This window comes from Pseudomonas sp. S35, from assembly GCF_009866765.1.
Taxonomy (GTDB): domain Bacteria; phylum Pseudomonadota; class Gammaproteobacteria; order Pseudomonadales; family Pseudomonadaceae; genus Aquipseudomonas.
In genome coordinates, this window is the sequence record NZ_CP019431.1 from 5,383,168 (window position 1) to 5,408,722 (window position 25,555).

Genomic DNA, 25,555 nt, shown 5'->3' on the forward strand with positions numbered 1-25,555 from the left:
GGTCAGCGGCAACAAGTTTGCCTCAATACGGTGTCCCAGTCTTTATTTCGCGTAGCGAATGCCTTCTAAAAATAAAATGGTAAAATCTGTCATATAACAACCAGAAATTAAATGGCAGTAGCTAAACGAAAATCATACAAAGAAAAAAAGGAGTACATCGACAACAGTAAAGAGAAGCTCGAGGGATTCCTTGCGGATAAGGTCGATAGCATCCACGCAATGCTCCAGGCAGAAAATCCAGACGTGCCGGTGTGGAATTCGCCGTGCTTCAAAATCCGATACCTGAACCCGATATCAGGAACAGTCTACAACCTCGAAAACTCGATGCTGCTTTCGATGCTTGGCAAAGAGAAAGGCTTTGAACTGCCCTACTACATGACGGCGAAGCAAGGGTTTGACGCTGGCCTGTCCAACAAAGGGGAAAAGGCTGACTTCGTTGTTCACCACTTTGGCATGCAGATAGGGTTCGTCAAGGACGGTGAAAAGCCAGGTGCTGGAGGTAACGATGACCAGGACAATGCGGAAGGCAAAGCCATCTATAGACGTGCTTCAAAGCTATCCCCTGTCTTCAACCTGCAGCAATTTACAGGCGAACTACCCGACAAGATAAAAGCGCAGATGGCGCAACGCGCCAAGATCCCTACACCAGCAGAAGTACAGACAGTCATACAGTCCGTAATAGATACCATGCCCACACCGCTCAAAAGGCACGCAGGGGCGGAACACAGCAATTACTTCTCACCAAGTGAAGACACCATCTACATGGCCCCGTCTGGCTACTTCAAGAGCGACCTACACGAGCTATCCACTCTATTGCATGAGGTCAGTCACTCATACGGAGTACCCAGCCGCAAGAACCGTGAAAGCCTTGCAAAATATGCTCAGAGTGATGAACACAGGGCCTATGAAGAGTTGGTAGCCAATCTGTCAGCGCAAGCTGTGATTAAGCACCTGAACTTCAACATCACCGATGGCATGCGCGATCAATTAGACGAATCCTTTTTCAAGAACCACCAGACCTACGATGTGGGTTGGGCTCTCAAAGGCTTGAGGGACAAACCTGACCAGGTATTCAAAGCTGCCGCAGACGCAGACCGCACAGCGAACGAGATCATCTACAAGCTTGAGAATGACCTTAAAGCAAAGTACGAACTCGACCCCACCCTACCCGTCTCTGACTTCATCAAACAGCGCCTATCTCGCTCTGAAGTGGATTCCACGCCACAGGTGAAGCCGCCGACCATCAGCAGCCACGACATCCAGGTAGAGACTGCCACACCCATACAACAAAAAAAGAGGACATTGAAAATATGAATAATTTCGAGAAAACCAGAAAACAAGCTTTTGAAGATCTAATCGATGGAGACGTAGAGCTGATAGATCTTTACGAGCAAGGAATGCTTACGGAGGAATGCTTTGTGGAGGAATCCACAAATGAACCGTATAAAGAAATTCCGCCAGAAAGGATTTACTAAGAAAATAAAATGTGATCTTAGAAAATAAACAGGAAGAGATTCCTGTTTTTTTTGGTTTTGATATCCGCAAATCAGTAAATGAAAGGTTTTGATATCCCTTCAGTCTAAAAACCAGCGATCAATCATTTTACTGAAGCCAAAAATTAATTCATGATCCACCACGTTATTAAGCACTTCATAAACACTTATGAAGCACCTCATAAGTATTTCATAACTATTTATGAAATATTTCACACTAAAGGCTTGTTTTCATTTTTCAAATGTTATTATTTTAAAAACAAATCAAAACTAAAGGACTTTAATCATGAACCAACCAGCTAAAATCTTGGCCTTAATCAGTCATAAAAGCATTACTAAAACCACGACCATTTCAAATCTCAGCCACTCCTTGTCGCTTCAAGGTTATCGCACGCTGATTATCGACACTGATGGCGTTCCAGCTATTCAAATGCACATCGAGCAGAACAAAGAAGTAACAGAAAAACGCATTATCAAAAACAAAGCCAAGGTGGAATTTCTTAAAAATAAAGGTAGAGCTATAAACCAGTCCTTGCTGGATCAACTTGAGTACGATGAATTCGCACTTGAAAACCGTCCTATCGTTATTGCCCGCAGCCTTTATGAGCTGGACGCACAATTTGATGTGATCAAACGTGACTACGCTCACTTCGACTTTATTATTGTAGATGTTCCAGCCAAGGTTCTAGACTCGAAAAACAATCCAATCAAGGAAATTAAAAGGCTCATCAGCTTCAGTGATTTGGTGATTACACCTTACAAGGGCGACACGCAGAACGCAGTGACTGCTGTTACCGTGTCGGGAATCATTGAGGATTTGAAATACGACGCTGTGAGCCTAGGCGGAAAATTCACCACAAAGATACGCTCTCTGTTGGCTTTCGATCCAGCACGCATCAAGGCAAACTCCAAAGAGGTCAGCGCTAACCTCACCTTGACGGATACATCCACGACTGCAGCAAGACTTGCCCGTAATGCAGAACGTAAAGCCTTGAAGGAAATCGACCGTAAGAACCAAATTGATGCAGACATTAGGGCATTCGGTGATGCGTTTGGTGAACACCAGAAGCCGTTGGAAGCACCTTTGATTTTTCGCTCGATATACCCTAACCAATTCAACAAAGGGCAGACCATTTATAACGCCACGACTGAATCGGCCAAAATTGCCCAAGCTGAATTCAATCTTGTGGTGAAAGCGATTCTTGAAGCCATTGATGAAATATCAGTGGTCGCCACTGCCCAAACCGAATCAATCACAAACTAACTCACAAACTAAAAGTAGATAACAATCATGACATTTGACTTACAAGCAGCAAAAGCCCGTGCAGAAGCTAAAAGAGCGGAAGCACCTACTACACCACCAGAATCTGAAATCACTTTGGTAGAGACAGCTCCAAAATCACCAGAACAGATTCAAGCAGAGATCGAGCAAGCAGCCGCTGAAAAAGCTATCCACGATCAAAAGGTCTTGGCTTTCAAAATCGACCAAGCTTTGAAGGAACACAAAGCCCTGCCAGAAGGCAACAAATTGAGCGTTCGCAGCTTTGCGTTCACAGACAAGACCGATAGCGCTATCAAGGCTTTCGAGTCCATCACCAACAACAAGCGCTATGGCAAAGGGTACGTGAGCAGTTCAGTCAGCGTTGACGTTGAGCGCATGTGCATTCTGCGCTTGAAGGCTCTGACAGACCCTGTTCTGAAATCCTACCTGGATGACGTAGACGCTGAATTCAGACGCACCATCGACTGATAGAGACTCAAAAAACCCAAGCCCCTTAACCGGGGCTTTTTTTCGCATGGACGTTCATAATCACCGATCTGAACTGGATCTGATCTACATCATAAGCACTTCATAAACACTTATGAAACAGTTCTGACGTGGTTAATAAATCCTTATGAACCATTTCACATGCGTTTCTTCAACAGCTCAGAACCAGCTCATAGCCATTTGCTCAATGCTTATGAAGAGCCTCATAGGGGTTTCACATCTACTTCATAAATGCATCAGAAACAGATTTTAGCGTTTACCGCTACCGTAACTCCCAGGTAGCCGCGCCCAGGAATCAAGCATGTCTATTTTCTTGGGGCTCTTCCTACCCTTCTCGACCGGCTTGGTGTCGTGGACTAGCTTTTTCACGGGCAAAGCAATCTTGAATTTCCTTGCTGCGAACTCTTCAAGACTTACCTTCCAGCTCATGCGCTCGTTCGGCGGATTCCCACTACGAGCAAAGACAGCTCCGTTCGGTCCCATCTTGCTCAACAACCCAAGCCGTTCACAAACCCAACCTGACACGAATAATTTGTAGTCGCGGGTATCGAAGACCTCAACCAAAGCTACGAATAGCGTGTAGTCACGGTGCTTGGTCGCGTGGTCAATGCAGTGCGCTATTGCCTGACTGTACAAACTAGATAGCAGGATCTTCTTCTCATCAAGCAAAGGGCGAAGCTCGTTTTTGTTGAGTGTCACCAACAGCTTGTACGACTCCTTCATCACCCACCCTCTCCTTTTCAACCGTGGAAACCGCCTATTAGCGCTCAAGCATAGGCGCTCTGTGTTGAATTCTGGTCTTTTTTGCGAGGCATTGCCCTGCCAATTTCAACACAGGACGTGTGCGGAAGCCTCACCAAGCCGTATCCAACCCGTATCCAACCCGTAAAAACCAATGATTTAAGAACCACTTAATAAGTATTTCGTAAACACTTATGAAGTAATTCATATCCACCTAATAAACACTTAATAAATAATTATGAATACTTTCGCTAATGGCAAATAAGGCATAACCAGAATGGTATAATTAGACTAAACAAACCATTGCCATTATGAACAACTCACATGAATTGATTTTACCTAACCAAGCCCGATTAATATTGCCTAGCCAAAATTTGATTACCCCCAATGAACAAGTTTTGATTCTGCCTAAACCGCCTATAAATGCTTTGTTAGATTTTTACTGTACTTCCCTACCATTGAGCGCTCTCAATAAATTACCAACGTACAAAACCAGATAAATCTCCCCTCTACGGCAAAGCCGTAATGCACCTCGAAAAATCATCCCCAATAAAAAAGCCACTGAAGAGTGGCCTTTTCATATCCCAACATTTGTATTCATGCAGTTCTTCTATTGTCATTGCGTAAGTTTCTATTTTTCATCAGCACCAAAGTGAACATTCCAACCAGGAGAGTAATCGGCCAAATTATTGTAAACGCAAACATAGAGCCGAACATTGCTGAAGGATCACTTCTCTTAAAGCTCATTTGAATCTGTGTAAGATCGACGTAATACAATTCATGGAGGAAAAACTTCACAACTGCCGTTTCCCCCGCAAAGCTCCAAAATGGCACCCCGAACAACATGACCATGGATGCCCTGTAGATGAAAACCCATACCAGGATATTCATTATCAACTTGAACGCTTTGATTCGCTTATCGTAAACATCAGGACTGAAAAAGTTTGGTTTGTAATCAATCTGATTGATTAAATAAAAAACTGGCAACGTAATCAATCCAAAAATGAATGGCGCGACATGAAAGAGAATCAGGTGAGCATCATAATACGCAGTATTAACATTTGACGTACCTTGTACGAGAACATTCCCAATGGGTAACGTTGAGATGCCTGCGTATATAATTATAAATCTCTGTAAGAAATTTAACCTAATCTTTTCCTTCTTCATGTAGCTCACCTTCTTCAAGTTATCCAAATTATAGCATTTGCAAATAAAAAGAAAAGAGTTAAGCGACAAACGCATCAACCCCTTTGCAATAAACTCCTATACCCTTATAACAAATTCCTTATTTAAAACTCTGCAATTTTAATGAGCCTGTGAATTTCTCGTTTGCGCCTTTAACTTTCTCAAAGCCTTTCTCACCCATTCTCTTATCTTCAACAATGTCTTTTGCCACTAGCAATTCCTTGAATGAAACGTTGATGGATTTCACCTGCCTCAAGAATACGACAAACATTACGATACTTATTATGTGATGTAAGAACAACATCACGAGCATTCTTATAACATCAAAGATAATCCCTGTACCGCCCGCCATAAAGATAGAAGATAAATGGTAGACCACCTCATTGACTATTACGAGTATATTTGAAATCAGAACAATGCCCACAACAAACAAGACAATCGTCATAGGACCGTGCAAACAAATCCAAGCGTGCTGCAGAAGAATATTTTTGAACACATCAAAAGCATGATCTTCACTTTTCCCTGGCATTATTGCCTTGAGAATTCTTACGCAAAGAATAATTGTGATGCCCACAATACCAGCAAAAAGAGTTCCTAATTCACCCATCAGATAGATGATCGGAAGAATTCCGAACAAGATCTGGCTACCCATAAAGAACAAATACATAAACATTGAGATCTTGGAGATACCAGAAAGGGTATTAGTCAAATATCTTTCGTTCTTATTGAATGTCAGAATTCCGTTTCTTAACACTTCTGCACCGTAGTAAATCGACAGTGACATTTGTGTGTATTCAGCTGAGTTACTGAACAGCGCTGCTGGTGCGTTCAAAACTGGAGAATAGCAATTCGCACCGGTTTTAAAACATGACTTGAACTGAAAACCAATATTTTCATAATACTTTGCTGTCATCATGTTTAAGAGTTTTTGAATGGTCCCTAACGTTAAACCTGATAAATCGTTATTGCCGCCAGTCAGGTACACGTCATAAATCGATTTCTTAATGTCGAAGAGCTTCACATTTTCAGAATCACTCAATAAATTACTTCTACTATTGCCAGCATCGTTTTCATTCAATGCAGCAGATGAATCAGCCGCATTCAGCTTTTGATCCACAGTAACCACAAAGCCTTTATATTCTGCGTCTACCGCATCATGGATTTTCTTTTGGAAGCTGTTAACGTGCATCAATGATATGAACATTGAAAACAAATCAGAACGAATTTTCTCTTTTTCCGTTTTATCCAACAATTCTCTAACCACTGTGTCTACAGTGTCTTTGACAATGCCAACCAGTTGATCACGGTTTTCACGTAACTGGTCAGCAGTCACGCTTTCCCTATATTCATGAACAAACGTATCCTTGTCAGCAACAGATCCGTCCACCTTTATGTCTAGACAGTCGTTTAGTAATAGCTCACTTTCAGCGTAGGTTTGACGATTCTCGCCCTTATCTAGGCCGGTATTACACATGTAAATTAGGTTTTTCCTGGCCTCTTCATAAGCACCATCAAACAACCTAATGTTTGCCATCTTTACGATTTCAGACTGAGAAGACTTGATGATCCCAGGTGAATATACGTTTATCTGTAGACCCTCTTTCATACAATGTTTGGTCTTCACTATCTCACCAACCAGTAAAGCCTCACCATCGTAGACGGTTTGTGGTGCGGGCTGTTCAAGGCAACGAGAGAAAGCAGTCTCGACGAATTTGAACCTACCCGTGTTCACATCTTTAATTAGGTTATGCTTCACCAGAAGCTTTCTACGAAGCGAAATGTCTTCAGCGGACATTTGAATAGCATTCAATATGACATTATTATAATAAAGCTCGGCAGCGATATTTCCTCTTGTTGTAAATGCAGATTCATCCTTTACCGACGAGTCAAATAAAATACCAAACAAAAATATCCCTGCCTGTATTGTCAGTACAAAACAGATTATCGCAGCCGCTAAAATGGTCTGTATTATCCATCCATATCCCACGAGGACTATTGCTGCTATCCAACAAAAAATCAGAAGGGCTTTATTTTGATTTGCTACAACGCTAGCGTCAGAGGCGGTCTTGTAAATATTATAAAGAACCGCAAGACCAACAATTAGAAAGGCAAATATACCAATTACGTCCACGGCACCTTTCACGATAGCCTGTATTGCTTCACCTTCTTTTGATTTATCAGCAACGATTGATAGGTCACCGTAGTAAGGTGACAAGATCAATCGAGCTATCATGACCGATTGCGGGGTTAGCATTTTAGCGGCTGCGCTAAAGGCAAAATCATTTTTAGCCGCATGCCCAGCGCATTTCCCTACCATGTCACTCGTTGCGTAGTAACAATCTGCCTGCTGTGCTTCTTCTAATGTGTTTGCTTGCGCTTGTGAGATGGAGGAAGAAAACAACAAAAGCAGTAGAAAAATATTTCTTGTGAAGTTCATCTATTTAGTATTCATTTCCTTAATTATAACATTTGCAAGCCTCCATTTTAAATTTGCACAGACTTTAATTTATGGGTATATCTTTTTCGTAGAATATTTGATCCGTCTTTAAATCGAGCAAATCTTGGCGTAGATAATCATTAGAACAGTTTAAGATTTCGGCAGAATAAACCTCATGGAGAAATTTGGTTACTGCCCAGCCCCTATTTTCACTTGCTTTAAATTTATCAAAAAACTCATCAAACCCAACAATGTCTAGAACCTGTATGAGCTTTTCATACTCATCAATCGAAACCACTAGATAAGGGTATTCGGACTGAATTTCAGGGGGAAGCCCTTCGATAGCAAGCTTATCTAGAATTTCAGTTTCGAACCTTGCAATTATCACTGGGTCCATCATCAAAAAGTCTCCTAGGGTAACGACCATCGGATACAAATGGCGACCTAGGTATTTCCAGCTCGTATTCCCACTAACAACATCCACCAAATTTTTATAGTTTTGAACCACAAACATAGCCAACTTCTCGATTTCGGAAATTAGACTTTTTTCACCATAGCCATACCTGGCGTCCCAAACCATTTTCTTAGTCTTGCATTCTATTAATATAGCGGTATTAGAACTCTCAAGAATAAGGTCTACGCCATGCTTTTTGTCTTTCCCAACTTTATACTCACTACCCTCAATAACGGTGAAGAAACCACCCTCATTTAGCTGCTCTGTTATCCCTTTCACATAACTCTCAAATGCAGCTCCGTATGAGTTACCGAAACCTTTTACATTTTTAATATCAAAAAATAAACCTTCTGTTATTCGCTGAAGAAGGTACGAAGGTATCGGGCACACAGCCATGTTAGGATCTCTCGTCAAACCTCTAATGAATGGCTTTTCCATAAGCGGGTTAAATGTATATGCCCAGTCATCATCGTATTTTTGCTCCTTCCTAACAGCCTCACGCAGATCGTTGACGTTACTCGACACCCTATTCCAAAAAGAATCCCGCATTTGGTTTGAAATGCCGAATGCCTCAAACGATTGCAGTGGACTATACCAATAGCTGCCAAGTAAGTGTCCTGTAATCGCCGCCCCCATTAGCATATGGTGCTTTATCGACATGCCCGTCGCTTTCAGCAAAACTTCATGCAGATCAGGATAGGAATAGATTCTTAGGTATCTTGCTAGGGTCTGCAAGTCCTTCCCAGTCTTCCAGGTACTTTGCTGACTGTAAATGCGCGACATCTCACGCATGATACGCTCTTGCGGCCTCATACCAATTAGCGTATCTGGTATATTTTTTACCAAATTAAAAGCGCAAACAAAGTCAGGAATTACAAATAGGTTTTTATCGCATACTGTACCTGCATGCAAGATTATCTCTTTTACTAAAATATCTAGCTCCCATGGAAACGCCTTACCTTTTACAGATGGGCTTCCGTTACCTAATACGTGGAACTCGTAAGGCAGAGGCTTATCGTTGACGATGTTTTGAAAAATCTCCCAGACCTGAACCAGTGAAGTATTCAAGTCTAGTTTTTTTGAGAAGTTACGAAGTGGCTTATAATAGTGGTACATTAATTCATCCTTGACCTGAAACCATATTTTCTCAACTTAACATAAAACCCTTTTGAGCTGATTCCAATCGGTGACAAAACTATCTGATAGGTAATCCCTTTTCATTCCCCACTGGGGAATGGGTGGCTCCACAGCGAGCCTGATGCTACCCCGGCCATAGCGAGCGTTGATCCCATCTAGCACCTTCATCAAGGTCTCTGAATTTCGCCTAGGCTCTGGTGCAAACAGATCCGGCTGATAGCCGTCACCACTGACGAACTGGCTTAACACGATTCCAGCTTTGGCATAACGATAGCCTGGCACGTAGATCTTTTGTAGTCCCTCAAGGGCCACGGCAACGAACTCCCGAGTGTCGTTACTCGGCACCGGCAAGCCACAGATCACAGCACGGCTGTAGGGCTTGTCATCGAAGCGGGACGTTTGAATGAAGACCTGGAGGCAGGAAGCAAGCTGCCCTTCAGACCGGAGCTTTGCGCATGCCCTACTCGCATACTCCACGCATCATTTGCGAGGTAGCTTCGTCGATAACCGAGGACTTTTTCAGGATGTCCAAAACCTTGCTACCAAGCTTCTCAATCGCGTCTTTCTGGTAGCCCGTTTCACCTAGAGATTTGAGACAAGCTTTCAGTACTGTCTCAATGTGGCTGCAGCTCAACGTGATGGAAAGCTCTGGATCAGTCAGCACACATCCCCGAGCTTTCAACCAGGAATCCGATAGCATTCTATTGCCATGGAAGAGCCCATCGAGATCGGCATCCATCGCGGCCTTCTCGACAGTCACAAATTGGGATAGGGACTGAACCACAGAGGTAGTTTTCAGGTACTCCCGATCAAGGTTAACCAGGAGATCAGCTACCAGTGAATTCAGAACCTTATGGTCACTGATACGCCTGTGCAGGTCAGTGTCCGCTTTGTCCAATGGGCAAAGGGTCCAGTAATCCTCTTCGCTTGGACAAGGAACCTGTTTCCATCCAATCATTAGCTCCCGTCCAGTGAATGCGAGATAACAAGCTGTGTGCCCCATCGGCTCATGTTCTTGGTCGAGAATTTCATCAAACACTACGGTCTCACTGTTACCACCACAGCCAAGACCTTCAACCAAATCGAGAAGCTTTCGTTCAAACGCTCTCAACCCAAGCAACAGTTGCAGGTTTTCGTTTTTGACCTTCGCTGATCGAGCTGCCAGCTCAGAAAATCCGTCATCACTCATTTTCTGCAACCATCCGCTCTTTAAGTTTTTCAAGAATGTAGATCGCCACTGCACCCGCTAGATTATTGGACAGGCGCGCCTCATCAGCATTGGCGGTTTTATCTCCACCATGGGCCGTACCCAAATGTGTTCTTAAAGCCCCGGCACTTTGTGATATTCCCTTAACGCCGCCAAAAAAGGCTTTAATATCTGCTGTATGGTCTTCGCCGTTTGGAAATTTCAGCGGGGGGAAATCGGCTACGACAGCATTTATGAAATCTGTAATGGTTTTCTTGTTACCCAAAGGGATTTTACGTTTTTCCAGGTAATGGCGGCAGACCGATTGAAGGAATTGGGTTGTGCGCGTTAAGGAGTCACTTGCATCTGTCTCAATTGCAAGTCTTGCGCGAACCCATTGCCTTTCAAAATAGTCGCCATCCATCAAGTTTACTAATTCTTTATGGATGCTCTCACTTTGAACATCCGAAAATTCGGACAGGAGTTTAGCGGAGCTTTTAGCCTCACCAAGCATCTCCTTTGCCTGATCTTCCAATGCGTTCCAAATAGAGTTTATTGAGTCAGGAGAAGTTAGTTTAATAATCGCATTGTCGTCTTTGATCTCGCTCATATGCCGCGAAGTCATGTGCCCCTCGTAAGGCGTTCCGTAATTTTGACCATCCTCCATAGTTGTGGAAGTAAGAATCCTTAAATTTTCCCCGTCGAAATGCAACATTCCATATTCCCAGTCCCATTCGTCGATTCTATATAGATCTATTCTTTTACCGGTTGCGTATATTCTTAGACCATTAACTGACTCACGCAATTCTATCTCTACAGATTCCAGACCTGCTCGTACCTCACTTCGCGTTTCCAGTACCTGCTTGGTCAAACGGGAAAGAGCTTCTTTTCTGCTAGTCATAAAGCACTCAATTATCGAGACACACGGTGTAGGTTGTGCAGGACGATACCCCACAGCTCGATGTCTTCCCACTCTCCCACCTCAATGCTTGCATTGAGGGGATTGTGAGCCAGCAGAACGGGCGATTTTCCTAGGCGCTCTCTGTACTCCTTGCAGCAGAAATCAGAGCCAATGACCACAACCACGATGTCACCATTGAGGGGGTCCAAAGCTTTATCCACGACCAGCACGTCACCATCGTAGATCCCAATCCCCTGAAGGCTATCCCCGTCAGCACGCAGCAACCAACGCGAAGGCTCACGCAGGCACACCAGTTCATCCAGGCTCAAAGGCGGTTCAGAGTACTCCAAGGCTGGGGAAGGAAACCCACACGAAACCCTGCCCACGATGGGCTTTCGCAGAGGATCTACAGGGGGATTGATAGGACCGAGGATGGAAAACATGGGGGCTTGCTCACACTGTACATGCAAACAGTATGGCGCGACGTGCCAGCAGCCGACAAGCGACCTACAGATCCGTCCGACAGACGAGCTTCGCTTTCGATAAAAAAGCAATGCCGGTACATAACCCAAAAAAAACAAATGGCTTTCAGATAATTACATAATCATTAATTACTTCGACACTTTTACCAACATTAAATCCTTTATAGTAATCGATTTGATATTTAGATAAAGGGCCTGAATTTTTTGGACTCTCATTAATCCCTGAAAATGAACTGCCTTTGTTTTTTGCTTCTAGCTTAGATTTCCGCATCATTAAAAGATTTGTTTATAGCTCCATTATACAATTTATCCAAAGAACCAACCCAATATTATAATAATAATCTTGACAACCACATTTAATTCGATTTATATTTTCTCCGTCATTACTGAATAGGTGAAAAATGAATGAATTAAAAAACCAAATCGAAACTCTTAGAAAAACCATATTTAAGATTTACGAAAATCATCCTGAAAACGATAGAACAAACCAAGAAAACTCATTCAAGCTGTTCGTGAAAGGCGCACTGAATATTCAGCTAAAGCTCTTCATCGAACGGTACAAGCGATTGGGTTTGTCAGACGCAGAAACTATGCAATGCATAGTGATCCACCCTTCCCTTTACGAAATCTCTTCAAAACAGATCGATGATTGCGATTCCGAAGCACTCTGTATCGCAGTGGCACAGTACTTTGAAATCGTGTCTATAGCTCCTGCATACACTGACGTTCTGTCACTTCTCCTAGAAAGCATACTGCTCGTGGGCAAGCGCGGGAAAGGACTCGGGCAGTGTCTGACACCTCCAAGCCTCGCAAGCGGATGCTCCGAACTCATGCCTATGCAGACAGACCAGCCATTCAAGGTCATGGAAATGTGCTGCGGGGCTGGTGCATTAGTGTTGGCACCACTGCAGCAAATGATGAAGCAAAATCCCCATCACGCGAAAAATGCCACTGTCATAGCGAACGACATTGACCATTTCATGTGCTGCACCATGACCCTCCAGATCATTGCCAACACTGTGATTAACGACATAGACCTTTGCGAGTTCACACAGCACTGCTCAAACGTGATTACAGAGTGGACTTCTGGAAATCCTTACCTCTTCAGGTTCATAACCCCTGCCAAGGTTTATGAATCACGCGCCAGGACTCGTGAAGAGAAGCTTCGTGCGTGTGGCTATTACGAGATATTTGGCTACCCGGCGAATGTCACACCTCTTAGTGATAGCGAAGCCAGGAGAGTACACAGCGCTACGCAATTGGTAGGTGCAGCATGAGCCTACCTATCGAACAACAAATCAAAGCCCTGAAAGCCTCAATCTTTCAGATTACAAGCCATCAAACCGGTGGCAAACGAGCAAAACGAGATTTGGCCTTATCCATCTTCATCAAATTCAACCTTGGAGTGATGCTGAATCAGCTTGCGGCGCGATACCGTTATTATGGAGCCACTGACCTGGAGCTAACCGAACACGTCTTCATTGACGATACCTACATCTGTCTAGACGCAAAGCTGTTCAGCTCAATCAACCTGGCAGCGTTGGCAAGGTCAGCGCAAATCTACAAAGAAGTTGTAGAAGCCCTACCTGCGTTCTCAGACGTGCTGCATTCGCTCATCGAAGACATATGGCTTGATGACCAGAAGGGCAATGGTTTAGGTCAGTACCTCACTCCACCAGACTTGGCTAATCTGATTGGCAACCTGATAGACGTGTGCGAATCCGACCGAGATAAGCGCACCCAGCCGTATGTCATACATGATGATTGCAGTGGGGCAGGTAGCTTGACGTTACCAGCAGCACAGAGAGAAGCCAGAGTAGGACGCCACCGCACGCAATTACTCAATTTAATGGTGAACGACATTGACCCATTGATGTGTTGCGCAGCGGCCCTGCAGTTCGTATCGAGCATGGTGGTTCATGAGCATGACCTTCATCAGCTGAGAGTCATTTGCTCGAATGCGCTCACAGAGACGAAACCTAATAGTAAGTCGATGGTAGTCATCAAGACTCCTGAAAAGGTTCTCCTGAACGTCAAGCTCGCTCATGACCAGCACATGCAGGAAAAGCTTCAACAGTTCAAACATATGAATTCATTGACGAATAGGATTTTAAATAAAAGCTAGGGTTATTTTCGCACAACCCTAAAAAATAAAATCCAAATGGTACGATAGTTACACCTAACCCTGATTTTACGACAATGCAAATGGTAATATATTTATATGAAAAGCAATTATGCCGACATATTCGAAAGGTAATTAGAATGACAACATTAAACAAACCCGCAAATGAAAAAGCACAAGCAGCAGCCAACACCAACTACAATGAAATATTAGGCTTGGGATTCAAGATAGAAATTAGATCTCAATCCAATGGTAAAAGCAGAGCTTATCTCACAGATAATAAAAACGAAAGAATCATGGAAAATGATACTCCGATATCCATAGACTTTTACGACAACAAGGGTCAATCCGTTAATCCAGTGAGATCACGCGAAGGCTCACACCTAGATTACGGATTAAAATTGTTACTGGAAAAAGCTAAAAAGGCAAAACTGACAGCAACGCCTGAACCAAAGAGCAAAAAGGTAAAATTCAAAATATAATAACTCAAATAGCCCTAATGGGCTTTTTTTGTATCCTAGAAACCTCACTCACCTACCTGCAATCTTTAATGATTCAACGTCCTCTCCTAGCAACGCCCTCAACACGTTCGTCTTCTCCCCTTCCCGAAGGATGAACGCAAACACAGAACAGGTCACAGGCCATGCCACACGGTTAGAGGCAACGAGGGGAGCCAGATCCATGGCGCTAGGCATCACAGCAACAGGCCAAGGCTGTATAGCGGCACTGGCCGACGCCAAGCTCAAGGCAAGGAAACAGCACAGAAAGGCTCTGGTGACACAAGCAAGAAACCTCATCAATCACCACGCCCGAGCTTTTCAAGTCTCTTCTTTCTGACCTCATTCTTGCGCGACATTTCCAGTCCCATCAGAGTTTCGTTGTGTTCAATCACATCACGATTCGCAGCATCAACTTGTTCAATCTTTGCAATGAGCTTCTGATTTATATTCACACCCTTGAGAATTGCCCAAAACAATACCGCGCAAGCGAATGCAGTTAACAACATCGCACCGAAACTTAAAACGGTAAAAACCTTCACCAGACCTAGCACGACGATAGCTACCAAAAACCAATAGTAGTGCTTTTTAGATTGCTCATTCATATTCAAGCCTCCCCTTCAGTGGTTTGTTTATTTTTATTTTCTTCCTTACTGAATTCTTCACTAGCTTGTCTATTTCTCTCTTTCCTTTGAGCCTCGTATTGCTTTGCCTTCAAATTGTTAGCCACAAGATTTTTGAAGCCTTTCTCAAGTGCTGGGACACTAGAACTGATCGCATTTTGCATTCTATTATTCGCAAACAATAAAGCATACATTCTGTTTGCTGAATCATCAGCAGGGGTATCCTCATTACCGATTACTTTCATTGTACTGTCGAATTGGTCCATACCACTTTTATAGATACTGAAAATACAGAAAATGATAAAGATTACCGTAGCAAGAATTGCAAGAATATCTCCAATAAACGACCCATCACTCATACCTAGAATTCCAGCAATTAAACCTTGAGCATTCATATTGTCTGCAGTGAATGAAATCACTTTCAAAAACAAAGCGAGTACTGGCATGTACCAAGCTAAATAAACCAACTTCCACCCAGCTCTTTGTAAATGGATAGGATTACCGCTTATGGCTCCGTAGCTGAAAAGTACCGGAGCTTCGATAAATTTGAAGAAAAACGCGAAGTAGATAAACGAAATCAATCTACCCAACAACATAAAAAATAAGGCCAAAGGAATAACGTATTTACAGAAAAAACCTAGAGCAGCAAATACATACCCCAGCGGTAAATACGCACTCATAATAATATCCATGGATTTGAGAGCTATCTGTACTGTCTTACCGCTAAACGAACCTAGGAATTTAGCGATATTTCCTGTGAACTGGCCAGTTTTGATTCCTGCTGATGATGAATCACTAGAACCGATCATCTCTATAATCGAATCAAGAGTTCCATCTGCAACAGCTGTAAGCGCCTTAAGCAATATGATCTTCACACCAAAGTCGAACATCTCGTTACCAAGCATGTACATCCCAGCAGCGAGACCTATATGGTAATTGTTCGCGCAGCTTTGTGGATTTGCTGCACACTCCGCTCTACCTTTCATAATCGACAGCGAGGGATCAAACCCGGCCATCAATTTGATGGAGGTGAAATCAAAACCGATTGCATCCATGATTAATTTGTTAAAGTCGAATTTACTAAACCAGCTTCCATCGTCCAAAAGATTGGAAGGTGTTACGTTAATAATTGCTGAGAGGTAAAGCCCTTTGTAATCAATCGGGGCAAACGGTACAAGGTTACACGAGCTTGCTTGGCCTTCTGGCCTAACATCGTGTATGCCACAAAGCACCTTTCTATTCACATAGTTATAGTTTTTAATATCGGCGTTATCCCAGTGAACAAAGAAAGCATTTTTCAATGTTTGGGTACTGATATTTTTATTGTTGCGGAATTTAGACATCGATGAAGCTGACAAAGCACTACCTAAAATCCCTTTTGTCGAATTCGTCAGCACCTCATAGGTCAGCATGTCTATGCCTTCCTTGTTCTCTTGCAGTGCCTTCTTTACCCCAATGTAATAAAGCTCGAAAGCCCTATTAGCAGCCGTTAAGTATGCTAATTGCACCGCTCTGAATTTGAGAACGTCAGCTTGATTTTCGCTTCCCAATATCTCAATTTTCAATGAGGTTGGGTTAAGGGTCGCGCACTGCATGTCAAAATCAGAGATTGAATCCGATCCTTGATCACGGTTTAATTTGCTACCCTTTACGTCATTAGGTAATTCGTTATATTGCTTTATAGCCCTCCTGGAAGATTCATGCTCAGACCATGTGTCAGTGCAATATTCGTTAAGCTTGGCTTTAACAATCGTATTCTTAAAATAGTTAATAATGTTTTGAAATGATGCACCATCAGCATCGAAGTCGTGCCCCATGTACGCCGATAAAAATCCCGATGCAAATTTCGACTTTATGACTTCTGCAACTGATGATGTACTGACTCCAATTTCGTCAAGCTTTAAAATGCCCATCACTTCTTTTGATTTAGCATAAGCATCATCAACAATGGCTTGCTCTTCTGCGTCGAACTTACCATCAACAACATTCATTGAGTTCGTTTGGAAATTGTCATCCATGATTTGAGCGTAATACTTACGACCTAACGTACCAGTATTTTTCAGATAGGTAGAAGATCCGCCCAACATTTCATTACTGGCTTTTGCTCCTTTTTCGAACATTGACCTCATGGTGCCGTCATTGAGGCTCTCCCCCGTCAATTGCTCAACATCAGCACCATTCGATCCAATGATGAATTTACCAAAACTAGCGGGATAACCTTTAAGCACTTGGTCTTTGAAGGGATAATCGTCAGCAGACTTTTTCATCGAATAGTCTTTGACTTCGTTGAGCCAATGAACAATGTTCTTCCAATTGGTGGTTGCGTCTACGTTGGGTCTACCCCAGCTTTTATCCTTCGAAACCTTTAAACCGGCGTCAGCAGAAATTTTAAGTATCTCACCTCTTGTATACCCGGCTTCCCCCAATGCCACACGATTATTAGCAAACATTGCGTCTATCGTCCTAACATCTTCAGTAGCTATATCGTTTATCCTCTCGATATTTGCAGAGAAAACCATCTTCTCTTCTGGTCTGACCACATTATAATCTTCAGACTTGGAAAGCTCTTCTAAATCAGTAGAAAGTGCATGCTTATTCGAGACCATGAATCCAAATATTGCAAACAACAACATTACAACGCTCACAATGATGAGGTGACAGAAAAGCAGAAGCAGTGCAATCATTCTTACAGTATTGTTTTTGATAGCAGCCTCAAGGCTACCGGTTTTGGCCTTGTCATATAAAAACTTCCAAATCAAAAAAACAGCAATCAGACCTGTTACGCCCAAACCTATATTGGTTAAATATGTAGTCATTGAATCGAGGAAAGGGCTAGGCTTTGAGAAGCTCGCATCAGTACGACCAGCGTTTATAAGAATCGGCTTGATCGCTTTAACAGCAGTGGAATTAGTACCTTCAAGGGCAAGAAGCACGCTTACCCCCTGATCGGCATCACAAGCGAACATGCCTTGGGTTATCTGTGAAGCCAACCCCTTGGATTGAGGTGTTGCTGTCCTCATCACTTCACAAATATTTGAATATTCGAGAGCTTGGGCTTGGTTGCCAATTAACAGAAGAAAAAGCATTGCGAACAGAATTTTGAATTGACGCATTAAGTTTAAGATTTGTTTTCTTAATTATACCATTTGCCGAATGCCTTTTATTACATAGATAATCTCTCAATAAAAAAGGCCGCTTAAATGCGACCTTTTGAATTCCATTAGCAATCAACCTCTGGTGAGTGTTTCGACCTCTTCATATGCGTTAGCTTGGATCGTATTGAGCTGGGCAGACCACAAGCCTACAGCGGCACCCAGGACGATGAGACTCACCACTACGGGTACGTGAAGGGCAAAGGCTATGGCGAGCATCACAGAGGGCACCAGGAAGCACACAGCGCCGTCTTTGATGATTGCTTTGTGCTGTGCCACGTACTGGCCGGGTGCAAGGATATTGCTTGATAGGATCTTGCCTGAAAGCGCGAGAGCCGGAGTAAACCCTCCTTCATAGCCATCTTCCTTTTCGGCGCATTTGGCTCTTAGCATTGCTAGGGAGGAAACGCCTAGTAAGCTCATTAAAAATACCAAGGAGAATAGATAGAAGGCGAAGCTTGTACTGAAGGGTTCTTTGAGGAAGAAAGCAATTATAGTTTTGATCACGAAGCCACCCATAACGGCAATGGGTAGGACGCGGACAAGGTTCATGCCTACACCCTCAAGGAGATTCCTTTTTACGTGCAGTAGACTTTTGATTTCCAAATCGGTTGGTTGATTTTTCATTTGTAGTAAAGTTTGTTTATGCTCCAATTATACCATTTCATAAAAACAAAACCGCCAGTTAAGGCGGCTTTATTATTGCTTAAATTTATCAGGAATGACGGCCATTCCTAATGCTTAAAAACAACATCGGAACATACACCACGACCAAACCAAGGATGCAAAATATTGACGCCGGGTAAATAAATAGATTTAAAAAATCACTCAAGCCATGAAGCGCAAATTTGAGACTAGCAACCATAGCATTCGATACGAAAACCATTCTTTCCGTTGCGCCTTCAAACAAGGCATTAATTGAGAGCAATGCGACGAAAACAGATACAACTGACAACTGTAAGATTTGGCTTTTTGAAATTTTCATGATTAGCAAAGTTTGTTTTATAAGCGAATTGTACCACACCGAAAACTCAAACTTGACGTTAAGGAAATATATTTTGGAATTAATTATTTATCCCCCTTTCAATTTCTTTCAGCTTGGTAAAATATTCATCCACGACCGTAAACTCATAAGAGTTAAGTGAAACCTTATCCTTTACTAAATGCAGCTCATCAAGAAACTTCTGAATCATTTCTTTATAGGCTCGCGAGTCTTTTAGCTCGTTAACTTTCAGCTTCGAACTGAATAGAATATTAAGATTTTGCCAAGCTTCTAAGAACATTCGCTGACCGTCTGTATCCTTGGCTTGATCAATCCAAAAATGAAGCCTAACCAGCTCATCAATCATCTTAATTTTTTTGATCGGAACAAGCCCATGCTTTGCAGCATAGCGGCCTTCAAAATTCTGCATCAAGGCTTTGCGCAACTGAGAGCTTTCAGCCTTGTGATCGATGCTAGGAACCGTCGCATTACCTGTGAACGCAAGGAAAGCATTCAGGATAGTCGTAACACGGTTCACGTACTCATTCATCGAGTAGATATTGATACCGAAGTTTATTCCTTCAAGCTCCATGTCGCCATCATATTCAGCATCAACATTCAGGAAACTCAGAGCGTTAGGCATCATGATCAAATGCTTCACAAGGAATTCAGTTTCTACATGGAACCACTCATTTTTTTCAAGCATGTATTTCAACATTTCATAGCTTGAAAACATATCCGATAAGTCACCGACCTTTGCCAATTGACCACTCACGATCTGAACCCTGAACGAGCATTCTGAAGGAGAGTTATGAGGGAAAATATTGTGGTACAGCTTATTTTGATCTTTGAACTTTATTTTATTATCTAGGCTCCCTTCAATCTCGTTTAGGCGCTCGAAGAAAAGCTTACGATGGTTCACGTACTGCTCAAACGTGAGTGCTTCAATTTGCTTGGTCGTGACCTTCTGCTGCTCCTTAAATTGTGCATTGAGGAACAGCAATGTTGCGATGGTTGCAGTGGTTCCAAACAAGGTGAATACACCAGCCAGCATCGAGCCAAAGCTACTCCACGCTGTGTGGTCATGTGAGCGAGGTCCGAGGCTAACCCCATAGGTAATGAAGATAACCATAATGAACAATAAACCAATACCTATGACACCGGAAATCCATGGGTATTCACAGATGTTATTCCATATTTTTTTAACCATCACAATAGTTCCACACTTCGTGCACTCAATACACAATAACAGACAAATGCAAGGGCTATTGCTGCAACGACGCAAACAATCCACCTATGGGTTTTCGAGAACGTGACATTGGAAATTATGTACAAAAGAATTAACGAGGAAATCCAAAAAGCCAGACCTGCGCAAGTGAGAAAAGTAAAGAAACTATTCCAACCATCGTTTGAATAATATACCAGGCAAGCGGCAAATGCAGAAAAGCCAATAACCGTAAAAAACGAGATGAAAGACATCACACCTTTTTTGAAGGCTTTTGAAAATGTGTTATCACTGAGAAAACTAAAAATGACAAGAATTAAGAGCCCAGAGGTAACACCAATCGAACCAAATGTAATATTTAGTTGCGTTGCATTAGCACCCGCCAATTGGAGAAAACCTGTCTGTAATAAAATGAAGGTTAACCCTCCCCATATCGCAGCAGATCCCAAACTTACTAATACAAATTTTTTCGAAAATTCAAGATTCATAACTCTCCCTAGTTTGAGTGATATTTTCAGCATTCTACCCAAGGTAATGGCACACCGATAGCACATCTCTCATCGCCCTGGAGCAAAGCAAGCTACACCTACCACCAGCCGAACCAAGGACACACCAGCGCTACCCAGCCCTGTCTATCGAATGGATCTGACAGAAAGCTCTTAGCGCTTCTGTATGACGTACACGAACCATCCAGACACAGCCGATTCCGGCCACGGCCAACAGACCAGGTAGGGATGCTGATTCCGGCTGCGCAGCGGTCGGATGCCTCACTCCCTCCCCTCCCCCCTTCGGATGACCGCGAGAGCGGGGATTCCACCAAGAGCTATGCGTCATTTGGTATGTATTGGTTATTCAATAAAGCTATTTTTAAGCAATTTTTAGAGCAGGCAAGGTCAGGTTGTTAATTGACAAGTCAATTAAAACAATCTAGCGCACTCCGTTTGTTTGGATACCGCATTCTATAAGGCTTTCATTAAATCAGTGATGACAAAAATCAGACATGAATCAATAAAAAAGTGAAAGCATGTTAAAAGACATCAATAGAATAAAGTGCGCTACTGAAATGCTATAATCTAAAGTACAACAATCTCTATTCATCATGATAACCACACACCTAAAAAACCATTTTCGACTTATTAAGCTTGGCAAAGAATTACGCTCCAAAGAATCCTACAAAATCTTAATAACATACAGAAACTCTGTAGAAGACAACATTCGTGACGTACTTAAAGAAATAGAGAGAACGCAGCCCCATAAACTACGCAAAGCACTCTTCAAATCTGTAAAAGCTAGGGCCGAGGAATACACACCATTAGCTATGAACCTCGCTAGGTTAAACGCTTCAAAACTCGAAATAGACAATGCCATCTTGGACTACAAATATCTCTACCTCATGAACCCGGTTAAGCAAAGAGCCCTAACCTACAACTATGATTTACTCGACCTTTTGAAACTGCAAATCACATTCGTATTGTTAACTATTCTTTTAAGTATTGCCGCAGTCAATCAATTTGACAAAATCATCGCCGGGATAATTGTAGGTGTAGTTTTTATTTACACTCTACAAATGAAATCCAACAGAACAATTTGCGGGATTAAAAATGCTATAATAGATACAAACAAACAATATAAAAAATGACAACCACAAAAACCATATCTGATCTAAAAGACGAAATCATCGAAAAACAAAACGAGTTCACAACGCTCGCTTCGGAAATAAAAAAACTTGAAGATCAGGCTAGTACCATTCGCGCAAGCAGAGACAAATTCGGTGAAACCCTGCTGAAGAAATCTTCCACTGACGAAGCAAAAGCCAGGGCTGAAAAATCCTACGACAACAAAACCAAATTGCTTGAAAGAAACGAGTCTTTAAAGAAGATAAAAACAGAAGCCCGAGGAAAAATCACGTCAGAAATAAGCGCTATTGAATATTCGATCTCAGTAATAGAAGCACTAGAGTTTGTCGAAGAAATGAAGGCCCTGACTTCAATCAAGGACACTGCCAAGTTAAGAGAAGCCTTCAGGACAAAACTCCAGCCGCAGCACACAACGAATAACAGCCCCCATCAGTGAGGGTTGACCCATGAAAAGGTATCTCCAGTTCAGGTGTTCAGAACGCTTCAAGTCAGACCTACAGAACCTAGTCTTTGCGTGTGGTTACACACGCCTTCCAGAGGTCGTGAATGAGATCGAGTTGATCGCCAAATACAGAAAAGGCGTGAGCCTTTTCTTGACTCACCTCCACAGGGACAAAGACATTTACATTCCTCTGAAGGACCAGAAAAGCGTTGCCGCGATAAAGGACACATTCAACAGGAATCAGAGCAACCTCCAGCAGCTTTTCAACCTATGCGCAGGCCAGCAGTACACATCCAAGCAAGGCAAGACGGTCAAGCTCCCCAACGTGCTTACGATGCTTCTGAAGCATCACGTCAAGGTGAACCTGCTCAGTGAAAAATTCACGTATGTCCACGTCGAATACGTTGAACAAACCACTGGTGTAGAGGCCGTAGCCAAACGCAAATTCTTACGCAGCGCCGAGCTTTATAGGGAGAGCGAAACGCGCCTATCTGCGCTGCTTGAGGACGAACCATACTGGTTTTTTAAACACGATGACGATCCATTTACTCAGATTGTGAGGGCAATCGAAGAAGCCAAGATATTCAAGATTGGGGTTAGCTCAAAGCACCCCTTCTTCGTCGAAAGAAAGCGCATTTACGACCTTCTGAATCGACGCGTCAGAGACGTGAATGAGCTGGTGAAAATCGGTAAGGACTACAAAGAACTGCTGGTTCGCACAATGCTTGAAGCATCAAAAGCGTTGGAGCTTTTACACATGAAATATAGGAACAATAAAACGATCAGAATACGAGAAGAAAAATGATAATTGCCGTACCACTTAAGCTTAAATTTGCCAGCATTACATCCAACGCAAAGATAGAATACGTTGAATCCTCTGACCCTGAAATCAGAGGGAAGGTCAGGATTAAAGGTGCGGTTGCTTATTTGTACCTTCCAAAAATCAATGACGAAGGAATAGACACACACGTAGGAGTCCAATATTCAGAAACGAATTTGGATTTACAGCTAGATTCACCGCAAAAAATGAAGAAGCTTGGCCTTTTAAAAAACGATATTGATGAAAGAAATTATACATTAGAATTCGCAAATTCTTGTGCACAAGAATTCATACAGCATTCTAAGCAAGGCAGAAATTCTTCATCGAAAGCATCTGATGCTTTTTCGTTCATCGTTTCTTGTACAGACAACGAGCTAGCCACTCTAAAAACTGACGAAGAAAAAGCAAAATTCCTTATCAATTCCGCCAAAGAAACTTTACTTGAGCTGTCTAATTCCAAAACGGATATTGAATTCAAATACATGATTGTTCCTCACCTTAAAGATGGAAATCCACACGTCCATGTCCTAATGTCCACGCGCAGGCTGGATGGTTACAGACCAAGCTTTTTCCGTGGCAAAAAACACAGCGGCATAATCAAAAAAATGAGAGACGTAAAATTCCGCCTTGAAGAGAAGTATCCATTCCTTTTACAGATGGAGCATGAGGACAGAGCCAAAACGATTGATGTGATGACCAACCCAAACACCGGGGAGGTTTTCGGTAAGCACGTTGATCTGGTTAATCGAATCGAGTCAATCACTTCTCAATTCAATGGTCAGAATTTTTCTTACCCGCAATTCACACAAGCCCTTCAGGACAGTGGTTTTGAGGTTGTGGATGATTACCTTAACGGGAAACAGCACATCAAAATCAAGCATAAGGACTATGGTAATGAATTCCTTTCTATAGACACCCTTCCGACACAAACAAAGGGTGTGCTTGAGCTTTATTCAGCTTACAAATACAAAGCCAATCAAACGAAAACGGACATATCCCTGATCGTTTCAAAATCCGTTGCGCTGATCAACGCTTCTGACATGAGCAATGGGGTTGAAGAGCTGAACAAAAAACTATACCAAGAACTCGGCGCTAGGCTGGTCCCGAACATCAGCAAAAACAAAAAAGGGGAACGTAATGTCAGCGGTTGGTCGATCTACTTGGACGAATTCGACTTCAAAATCTCTGCGAAAAAATCCGGGATCGTCATAGATAGCCAAATGAAGATTGACATGGAAGAAGTCGAATCTATCAACAGTCTCTACCAGATGATCAAGAAACAGAACATCCAAAAACAGGTCACAGAAGCCACGGCGAACGGCTCAATCTCCATTGGGGGCGGCAGGAAGAAGAAGATCAAGTTCAGGTTCATAGATAACACTGAAACCCTCCAGGACTTCATCACAAGGTTCAACGAGAACAGTAGATACGGCCCATCCATCACCAAGCAGATGATCGTGGGGAACACCGTTGTGTCGAAATTCAACCAGAGAGACGTATGCACAATCGTCGGGAATGCCGTCGAGACTTACCAGACTGACCTAAATTCGGCTCTCATTACCATGTCGATCCATATTGCCAAAGGCCACACTAAGATCCGCTGCACAGGGGAGCCGAACCCGAGGACGCAAGCGAATCTCTACCTTGCATCACGTATCTGCGGGACAACGCTTCTGGACTACACGCCTTCTCCAGAGCTTGTCAGAGAAGCAGATGCAATGATGGACAAAGAGTACAAGAAGCTCGTGATAGCTAACCGTCAGAGGGTAAGGGACGCGGTAGCCATAAGAACAACAAACCCAACCGGCAAATTGAAGAAGGTGTTCATCCAGACGAACAACAGGATGGATAGAGAGGTTGATGCCCGTCCGAAGCTATACGGCTTCTTATACGGTATCCATCAGGGGATACCCGCCAATGACTTCACATACGTCCAGCACCTGAATGATCTGCCAAGGGCATTGAAGAAGCGCGTTATTGACGACCTTCGCAAGGATGAGCAGCTTTCAGCCAACGAGCTGGACAGCATCCTTATACGAGCTGGGATAACACTAGAAGACGCCCTACCGTCAAAACCACCTGCGAAGGCGCCGGCACTTGCTGCGCAAGATCAGAAGCCAGGGATTGTCACGCCTCCAGCAGCATCAGAGCAGGACAAGCCAGTTCAGCCAGGATCTGCAGGCACGGGTAAGCCAACAGATCCTAGACGCCATCCGGTACAGCCCGGCAAGATGTAATCCCCACCACAATGACAATGGCCGTAAGGCCCAA

General features: G+C 43.0%; 24 protein-coding genes. 11 read left to right on the forward strand and 13 right to left on the reverse strand.

What is annotated here, in order from left to right; translation table 11 throughout:
* The first annotated feature begins 111 nt into the window (after positions 1-111).
* From PspS35_RS24190 to PspS35_RS24205, 4 genes are all read left to right on the forward strand, one after another.
* Positions 112-1,314: a zincin-like metallopeptidase domain-containing protein gene (locus tag PspS35_RS24190; protein WP_159937087.1), complete on the forward strand. Its 1,203-nt coding sequence runs from the start codon at positions 112-114 to the stop codon at positions 1,312-1,314.
* Positions 1,311-1,475, forward strand: coding sequence for a hypothetical protein (locus PspS35_RS24195; protein WP_159937088.1), 165 nt, complete (start codon positions 1,311-1,313; stop codon positions 1,473-1,475). Before PspS35_RS24190 ends, PspS35_RS24195 begins: the two co-directional genes overlap by 4 nt.
* A 304-nt stretch (positions 1,476-1,779) precedes the next feature.
* A complete protein-coding gene (locus PspS35_RS24200; RefSeq protein ID WP_159937089.1) occupies positions 1,780-2,757 on the forward strand; it encodes an AAA family ATPase in 978 nt (325 codons plus the stop codon).
* Between the two features lie 27 nt (positions 2,758-2,784).
* Positions 2,785-3,243, forward strand: a complete 459-nt coding sequence (locus PspS35_RS24205; protein ID WP_097191534.1) for a hypothetical protein — start codon at positions 2,785-2,787, stop codon at positions 3,241-3,243.
* Positions 3,244-3,510: 267 nt separating this feature from the next.
* Here PspS35_RS24205 and PspS35_RS24210 read toward each other — a convergent pair whose 3' ends face one another.
* From PspS35_RS24210 to PspS35_RS24245, 8 genes are all read right to left on the reverse strand, one after another.
* A complete protein-coding gene (locus tag PspS35_RS24210) occupies positions 3,511-3,984 on the reverse strand; it encodes a hypothetical protein (protein WP_097191535.1) in 474 nt (157 codons plus the stop codon).
* 615 nt (positions 3,985-4,599) lie between these two features.
* The gene (locus PspS35_RS24215; protein WP_238785930.1) at positions 4,600-5,169 is read right to left on the reverse strand and encodes a hypothetical protein; all 570 of its coding nucleotides are present in this window, start codon (positions 5,167-5,169) and stop codon (positions 4,600-4,602) included.
* A 118-nt stretch (positions 5,170-5,287) separates the two neighbouring features.
* Complete coding sequence (locus PspS35_RS24220; RefSeq protein ID WP_159937091.1) at positions 5,288-7,624, reverse strand: hypothetical protein; 2,337 nt, start codon at positions 7,622-7,624, stop codon at positions 5,288-5,290.
* A 64-nt stretch (positions 7,625-7,688) separates the two neighbouring features.
* Positions 7,689-9,194 carry a hypothetical protein gene (locus PspS35_RS24225; RefSeq protein WP_159937092.1) on the reverse strand — a complete coding sequence of 502 codons (1,506 nt, stop codon included), beginning with the start codon at positions 9,192-9,194 and terminating at the stop codon, positions 7,689-7,691.
* A gap of 36 nt (positions 9,195-9,230) precedes the next feature.
* Positions 9,231-9,692 (reverse strand): DUF4113 domain-containing protein, encoded by a 462-nt coding sequence (locus PspS35_RS24230; RefSeq protein WP_159937093.1) that lies wholly within the window; start codon positions 9,690-9,692, stop codon positions 9,231-9,233.
* Complete coding sequence (locus tag PspS35_RS24235) at positions 9,676-10,404, reverse strand: hypothetical protein (RefSeq protein ID WP_159937094.1); 729 nt, start codon at positions 10,402-10,404, stop codon at positions 9,676-9,678. Before PspS35_RS24235 ends, PspS35_RS24230 begins: the two co-directional genes overlap by 17 nt.
* Positions 10,397-11,302, reverse strand: a complete 906-nt coding sequence (locus PspS35_RS24240; protein ID WP_159937095.1) for an abortive infection family protein — start codon at positions 11,300-11,302, stop codon at positions 10,397-10,399. The genes PspS35_RS24235 and PspS35_RS24240 overlap by 8 nt, the downstream gene beginning before the upstream one ends.
* A gap of 11 nt (positions 11,303-11,313) precedes the next feature.
* Positions 11,314-11,745, reverse strand: coding sequence for a S24 family peptidase (locus PspS35_RS24245; RefSeq protein WP_122752495.1), 432 nt, complete (start codon positions 11,743-11,745; stop codon positions 11,314-11,316).
* A gap of 440 nt (positions 11,746-12,185) precedes the next feature.
* Here PspS35_RS24245 and PspS35_RS24250 point away from each other — a divergent pair, with 440 nt between their 5' ends.
* The 3 genes from PspS35_RS24250 to PspS35_RS24260 all read left to right on the forward strand — a co-directional run bounded on the left by PspS35_RS24250 (position 12,186) and on the right by PspS35_RS24260 (position 14,388).
* Entirely contained in the window at positions 12,186-13,061 is an 876-nt protein-coding gene (locus PspS35_RS24250; protein WP_159937097.1) for an N-6 DNA methylase, read from the forward strand.
* The gene (locus PspS35_RS24255; RefSeq protein ID WP_159937098.1) at positions 13,058-13,909 is read left to right on the forward strand and encodes an N-6 DNA methylase; all 852 of its coding nucleotides are present in this window, start codon (positions 13,058-13,060) and stop codon (positions 13,907-13,909) included. Before PspS35_RS24250 ends, PspS35_RS24255 begins: the two co-directional genes overlap by 4 nt.
* A 137-nt stretch (positions 13,910-14,046) precedes the next feature.
* Positions 14,047-14,388 (forward strand): hypothetical protein, encoded by a 342-nt coding sequence (locus PspS35_RS24260; protein WP_133244137.1) that lies wholly within the window; start codon positions 14,047-14,049, stop codon positions 14,386-14,388.
* A gap of 314 nt (positions 14,389-14,702) precedes the next feature.
* Here the strand turns inward: PspS35_RS24260 and PspS35_RS24265 are convergent, their stop codons facing one another.
* From PspS35_RS24265 to PspS35_RS24285, 5 genes are all read right to left on the reverse strand, one after another.
* Entirely contained in the window at positions 14,703-15,008 is a 306-nt protein-coding gene (locus PspS35_RS24265) for a hypothetical protein (RefSeq protein WP_108538154.1), read from the reverse strand.
* Positions 15,009-15,010: 2 nt separating this feature from the next.
* On the reverse strand, positions 15,011-18,139 hold the full coding sequence (locus tag PspS35_RS24270) for a hypothetical protein (RefSeq protein ID WP_159937099.1): 3,129 nt from the start codon (positions 18,137-18,139) through the stop codon (positions 15,011-15,013).
* A gap of 114 nt (positions 18,140-18,253) precedes the next feature.
* Entirely contained in the window at positions 18,254-18,730 is a 477-nt protein-coding gene (locus tag PspS35_RS24275) for a hypothetical protein (RefSeq protein WP_236298329.1), read from the reverse strand.
* A 512-nt stretch (positions 18,731-19,242) separates the two neighbouring features.
* The gene (locus PspS35_RS24280) at positions 19,243-20,370 is read right to left on the reverse strand and encodes a hypothetical protein (RefSeq protein WP_159937101.1); all 1,128 of its coding nucleotides are present in this window, start codon (positions 20,368-20,370) and stop codon (positions 19,243-19,245) included.
* Entirely contained in the window at positions 20,370-20,873 is a 504-nt protein-coding gene (locus PspS35_RS24285) for a hypothetical protein (RefSeq protein ID WP_133244138.1), read from the reverse strand. The genes PspS35_RS24280 and PspS35_RS24285 overlap by 1 nt, the downstream gene beginning before the upstream one ends.
* 611 nt (positions 20,874-21,484) lie before the next feature.
* Between PspS35_RS24285 and PspS35_RS24290 the strand changes: the two genes are divergently transcribed.
* The 4 genes from PspS35_RS24290 to PspS35_RS24305 are packed head-to-tail and all read left to right on the forward strand — an operon-like array spanning position 21,485 to position 25,521.
* Positions 21,485-22,024 (forward strand): hypothetical protein, encoded by a 540-nt coding sequence (locus tag PspS35_RS24290; protein ID WP_159937102.1) that lies wholly within the window; start codon positions 21,485-21,487, stop codon positions 22,022-22,024.
* A complete protein-coding gene (locus tag PspS35_RS24295) occupies positions 22,021-22,458 on the forward strand; it encodes a hypothetical protein (protein WP_108538149.1) in 438 nt (145 codons plus the stop codon). The genes PspS35_RS24290 and PspS35_RS24295 overlap by 4 nt, the downstream gene beginning before the upstream one ends.
* A gap of 10 nt (positions 22,459-22,468) precedes the next feature.
* Positions 22,469-23,269, forward strand: coding sequence for a hypothetical protein (locus PspS35_RS24300; protein WP_159937103.1), 801 nt, complete (start codon positions 22,469-22,471; stop codon positions 23,267-23,269).
* On the forward strand, positions 23,266-25,521 hold the full coding sequence (locus PspS35_RS24305; RefSeq protein ID WP_159937104.1) for a hypothetical protein: 2,256 nt from the start codon (positions 23,266-23,268) through the stop codon (positions 25,519-25,521). The genes PspS35_RS24300 and PspS35_RS24305 overlap by 4 nt, the downstream gene beginning before the upstream one ends.
* The last annotated feature ends 34 nt before the right edge of the window (positions 25,522-25,555 follow it).

Excerpts from the sequence above, each read along its gene's own strand:
- PspS35_RS24190 (WP_159937087.1), top strand. The coding sequence starts at position 112 with ATGGCAGTAGCTAAACGAAAATCATACAAAGAAAAAAAGGAGTACATC.
- PspS35_RS24195 (WP_159937088.1), top strand. The coding sequence starts at position 1,311 with ATGAATAATTTCGAGAAAACCAGAAAACAAGCTTTTGAAGATCTAATC.
- PspS35_RS24200 (WP_159937089.1), top strand. The coding sequence starts at position 1,780 with ATGAACCAACCAGCTAAAATCTTGGCCTTAATCAGTCATAAAAGCATT.
- PspS35_RS24205 (WP_097191534.1), top strand. The coding sequence starts at position 2,785 with ATGACATTTGACTTACAAGCAGCAAAAGCCCGTGCAGAAGCTAAAAGA.
- PspS35_RS24210 (WP_097191535.1), bottom strand. The coding sequence starts at position 3,984 with ATGAAGGAGTCGTACAAGCTGTTGGTGACACTCAACAAAAACGAGCTT.
- PspS35_RS24215 (WP_238785930.1), bottom strand. The coding sequence starts at position 5,169 with ATGAAGAAGGAAAAGATTAGGTTAAATTTCTTACAGAGATTTATAATT.
- PspS35_RS24220 (WP_159937091.1), bottom strand. The coding sequence starts at position 7,624 with ATGAACTTCACAAGAAATATTTTTCTACTGCTTTTGTTGTTTTCTTCC.
- PspS35_RS24225 (WP_159937092.1), bottom strand. The coding sequence starts at position 9,194 with ATGTACCACTATTATAAGCCACTTCGTAACTTCTCAAAAAAACTAGAC.
- PspS35_RS24235 (WP_159937094.1), bottom strand. The coding sequence starts at position 10,404 with ATGAGTGATGACGGATTTTCTGAGCTGGCAGCTCGATCAGCGAAGGTC.
- PspS35_RS24240 (WP_159937095.1), bottom strand. The coding sequence starts at position 11,302 with ATGACTAGCAGAAAAGAAGCTCTTTCCCGTTTGACCAAGCAGGTACTG.
- PspS35_RS24245 (WP_122752495.1), bottom strand. The coding sequence starts at position 11,745 with ATGTTTTCCATCCTCGGTCCTATCAATCCCCCTGTAGATCCTCTGCGA.
- PspS35_RS24250 (WP_159937097.1), top strand. The coding sequence starts at position 12,186 with ATGAATGAATTAAAAAACCAAATCGAAACTCTTAGAAAAACCATATTT.
- PspS35_RS24255 (WP_159937098.1), top strand. The coding sequence starts at position 13,058 with ATGAGCCTACCTATCGAACAACAAATCAAAGCCCTGAAAGCCTCAATC.
- PspS35_RS24260 (WP_133244137.1), top strand. The coding sequence starts at position 14,047 with ATGACAACATTAAACAAACCCGCAAATGAAAAAGCACAAGCAGCAGCC.
- PspS35_RS24265 (WP_108538154.1), bottom strand. The coding sequence starts at position 15,008 with ATGAATGAGCAATCTAAAAAGCACTACTATTGGTTTTTGGTAGCTATC.
- PspS35_RS24270 (WP_159937099.1), bottom strand. The coding sequence starts at position 18,139 with ATGCGTCAATTCAAAATTCTGTTCGCAATGCTTTTTCTTCTGTTAATT.
- PspS35_RS24275 (WP_236298329.1), bottom strand. The coding sequence starts at position 18,730 with ATGAACCTTGTCCGCGTCCTACCCATTGCCGTTATGGGTGGCTTCGTG.
- PspS35_RS24280 (WP_159937101.1), bottom strand. The coding sequence starts at position 20,370 with ATGGTTAAAAAAATATGGAATAACATCTGTGAATACCCATGGATTTCC.
- PspS35_RS24285 (WP_133244138.1), bottom strand. The coding sequence starts at position 20,873 with ATGAATCTTGAATTTTCGAAAAAATTTGTATTAGTAAGTTTGGGATCT.
- PspS35_RS24290 (WP_159937102.1), top strand. The coding sequence starts at position 21,485 with ATGATAACCACACACCTAAAAAACCATTTTCGACTTATTAAGCTTGGC.
- PspS35_RS24295 (WP_108538149.1), top strand. The coding sequence starts at position 22,021 with ATGACAACCACAAAAACCATATCTGATCTAAAAGACGAAATCATCGAA.
- PspS35_RS24300 (WP_159937103.1), top strand. The coding sequence starts at position 22,469 with ATGAAAAGGTATCTCCAGTTCAGGTGTTCAGAACGCTTCAAGTCAGAC.
- PspS35_RS24305 (WP_159937104.1), top strand. The coding sequence starts at position 23,266 with ATGATAATTGCCGTACCACTTAAGCTTAAATTTGCCAGCATTACATCC.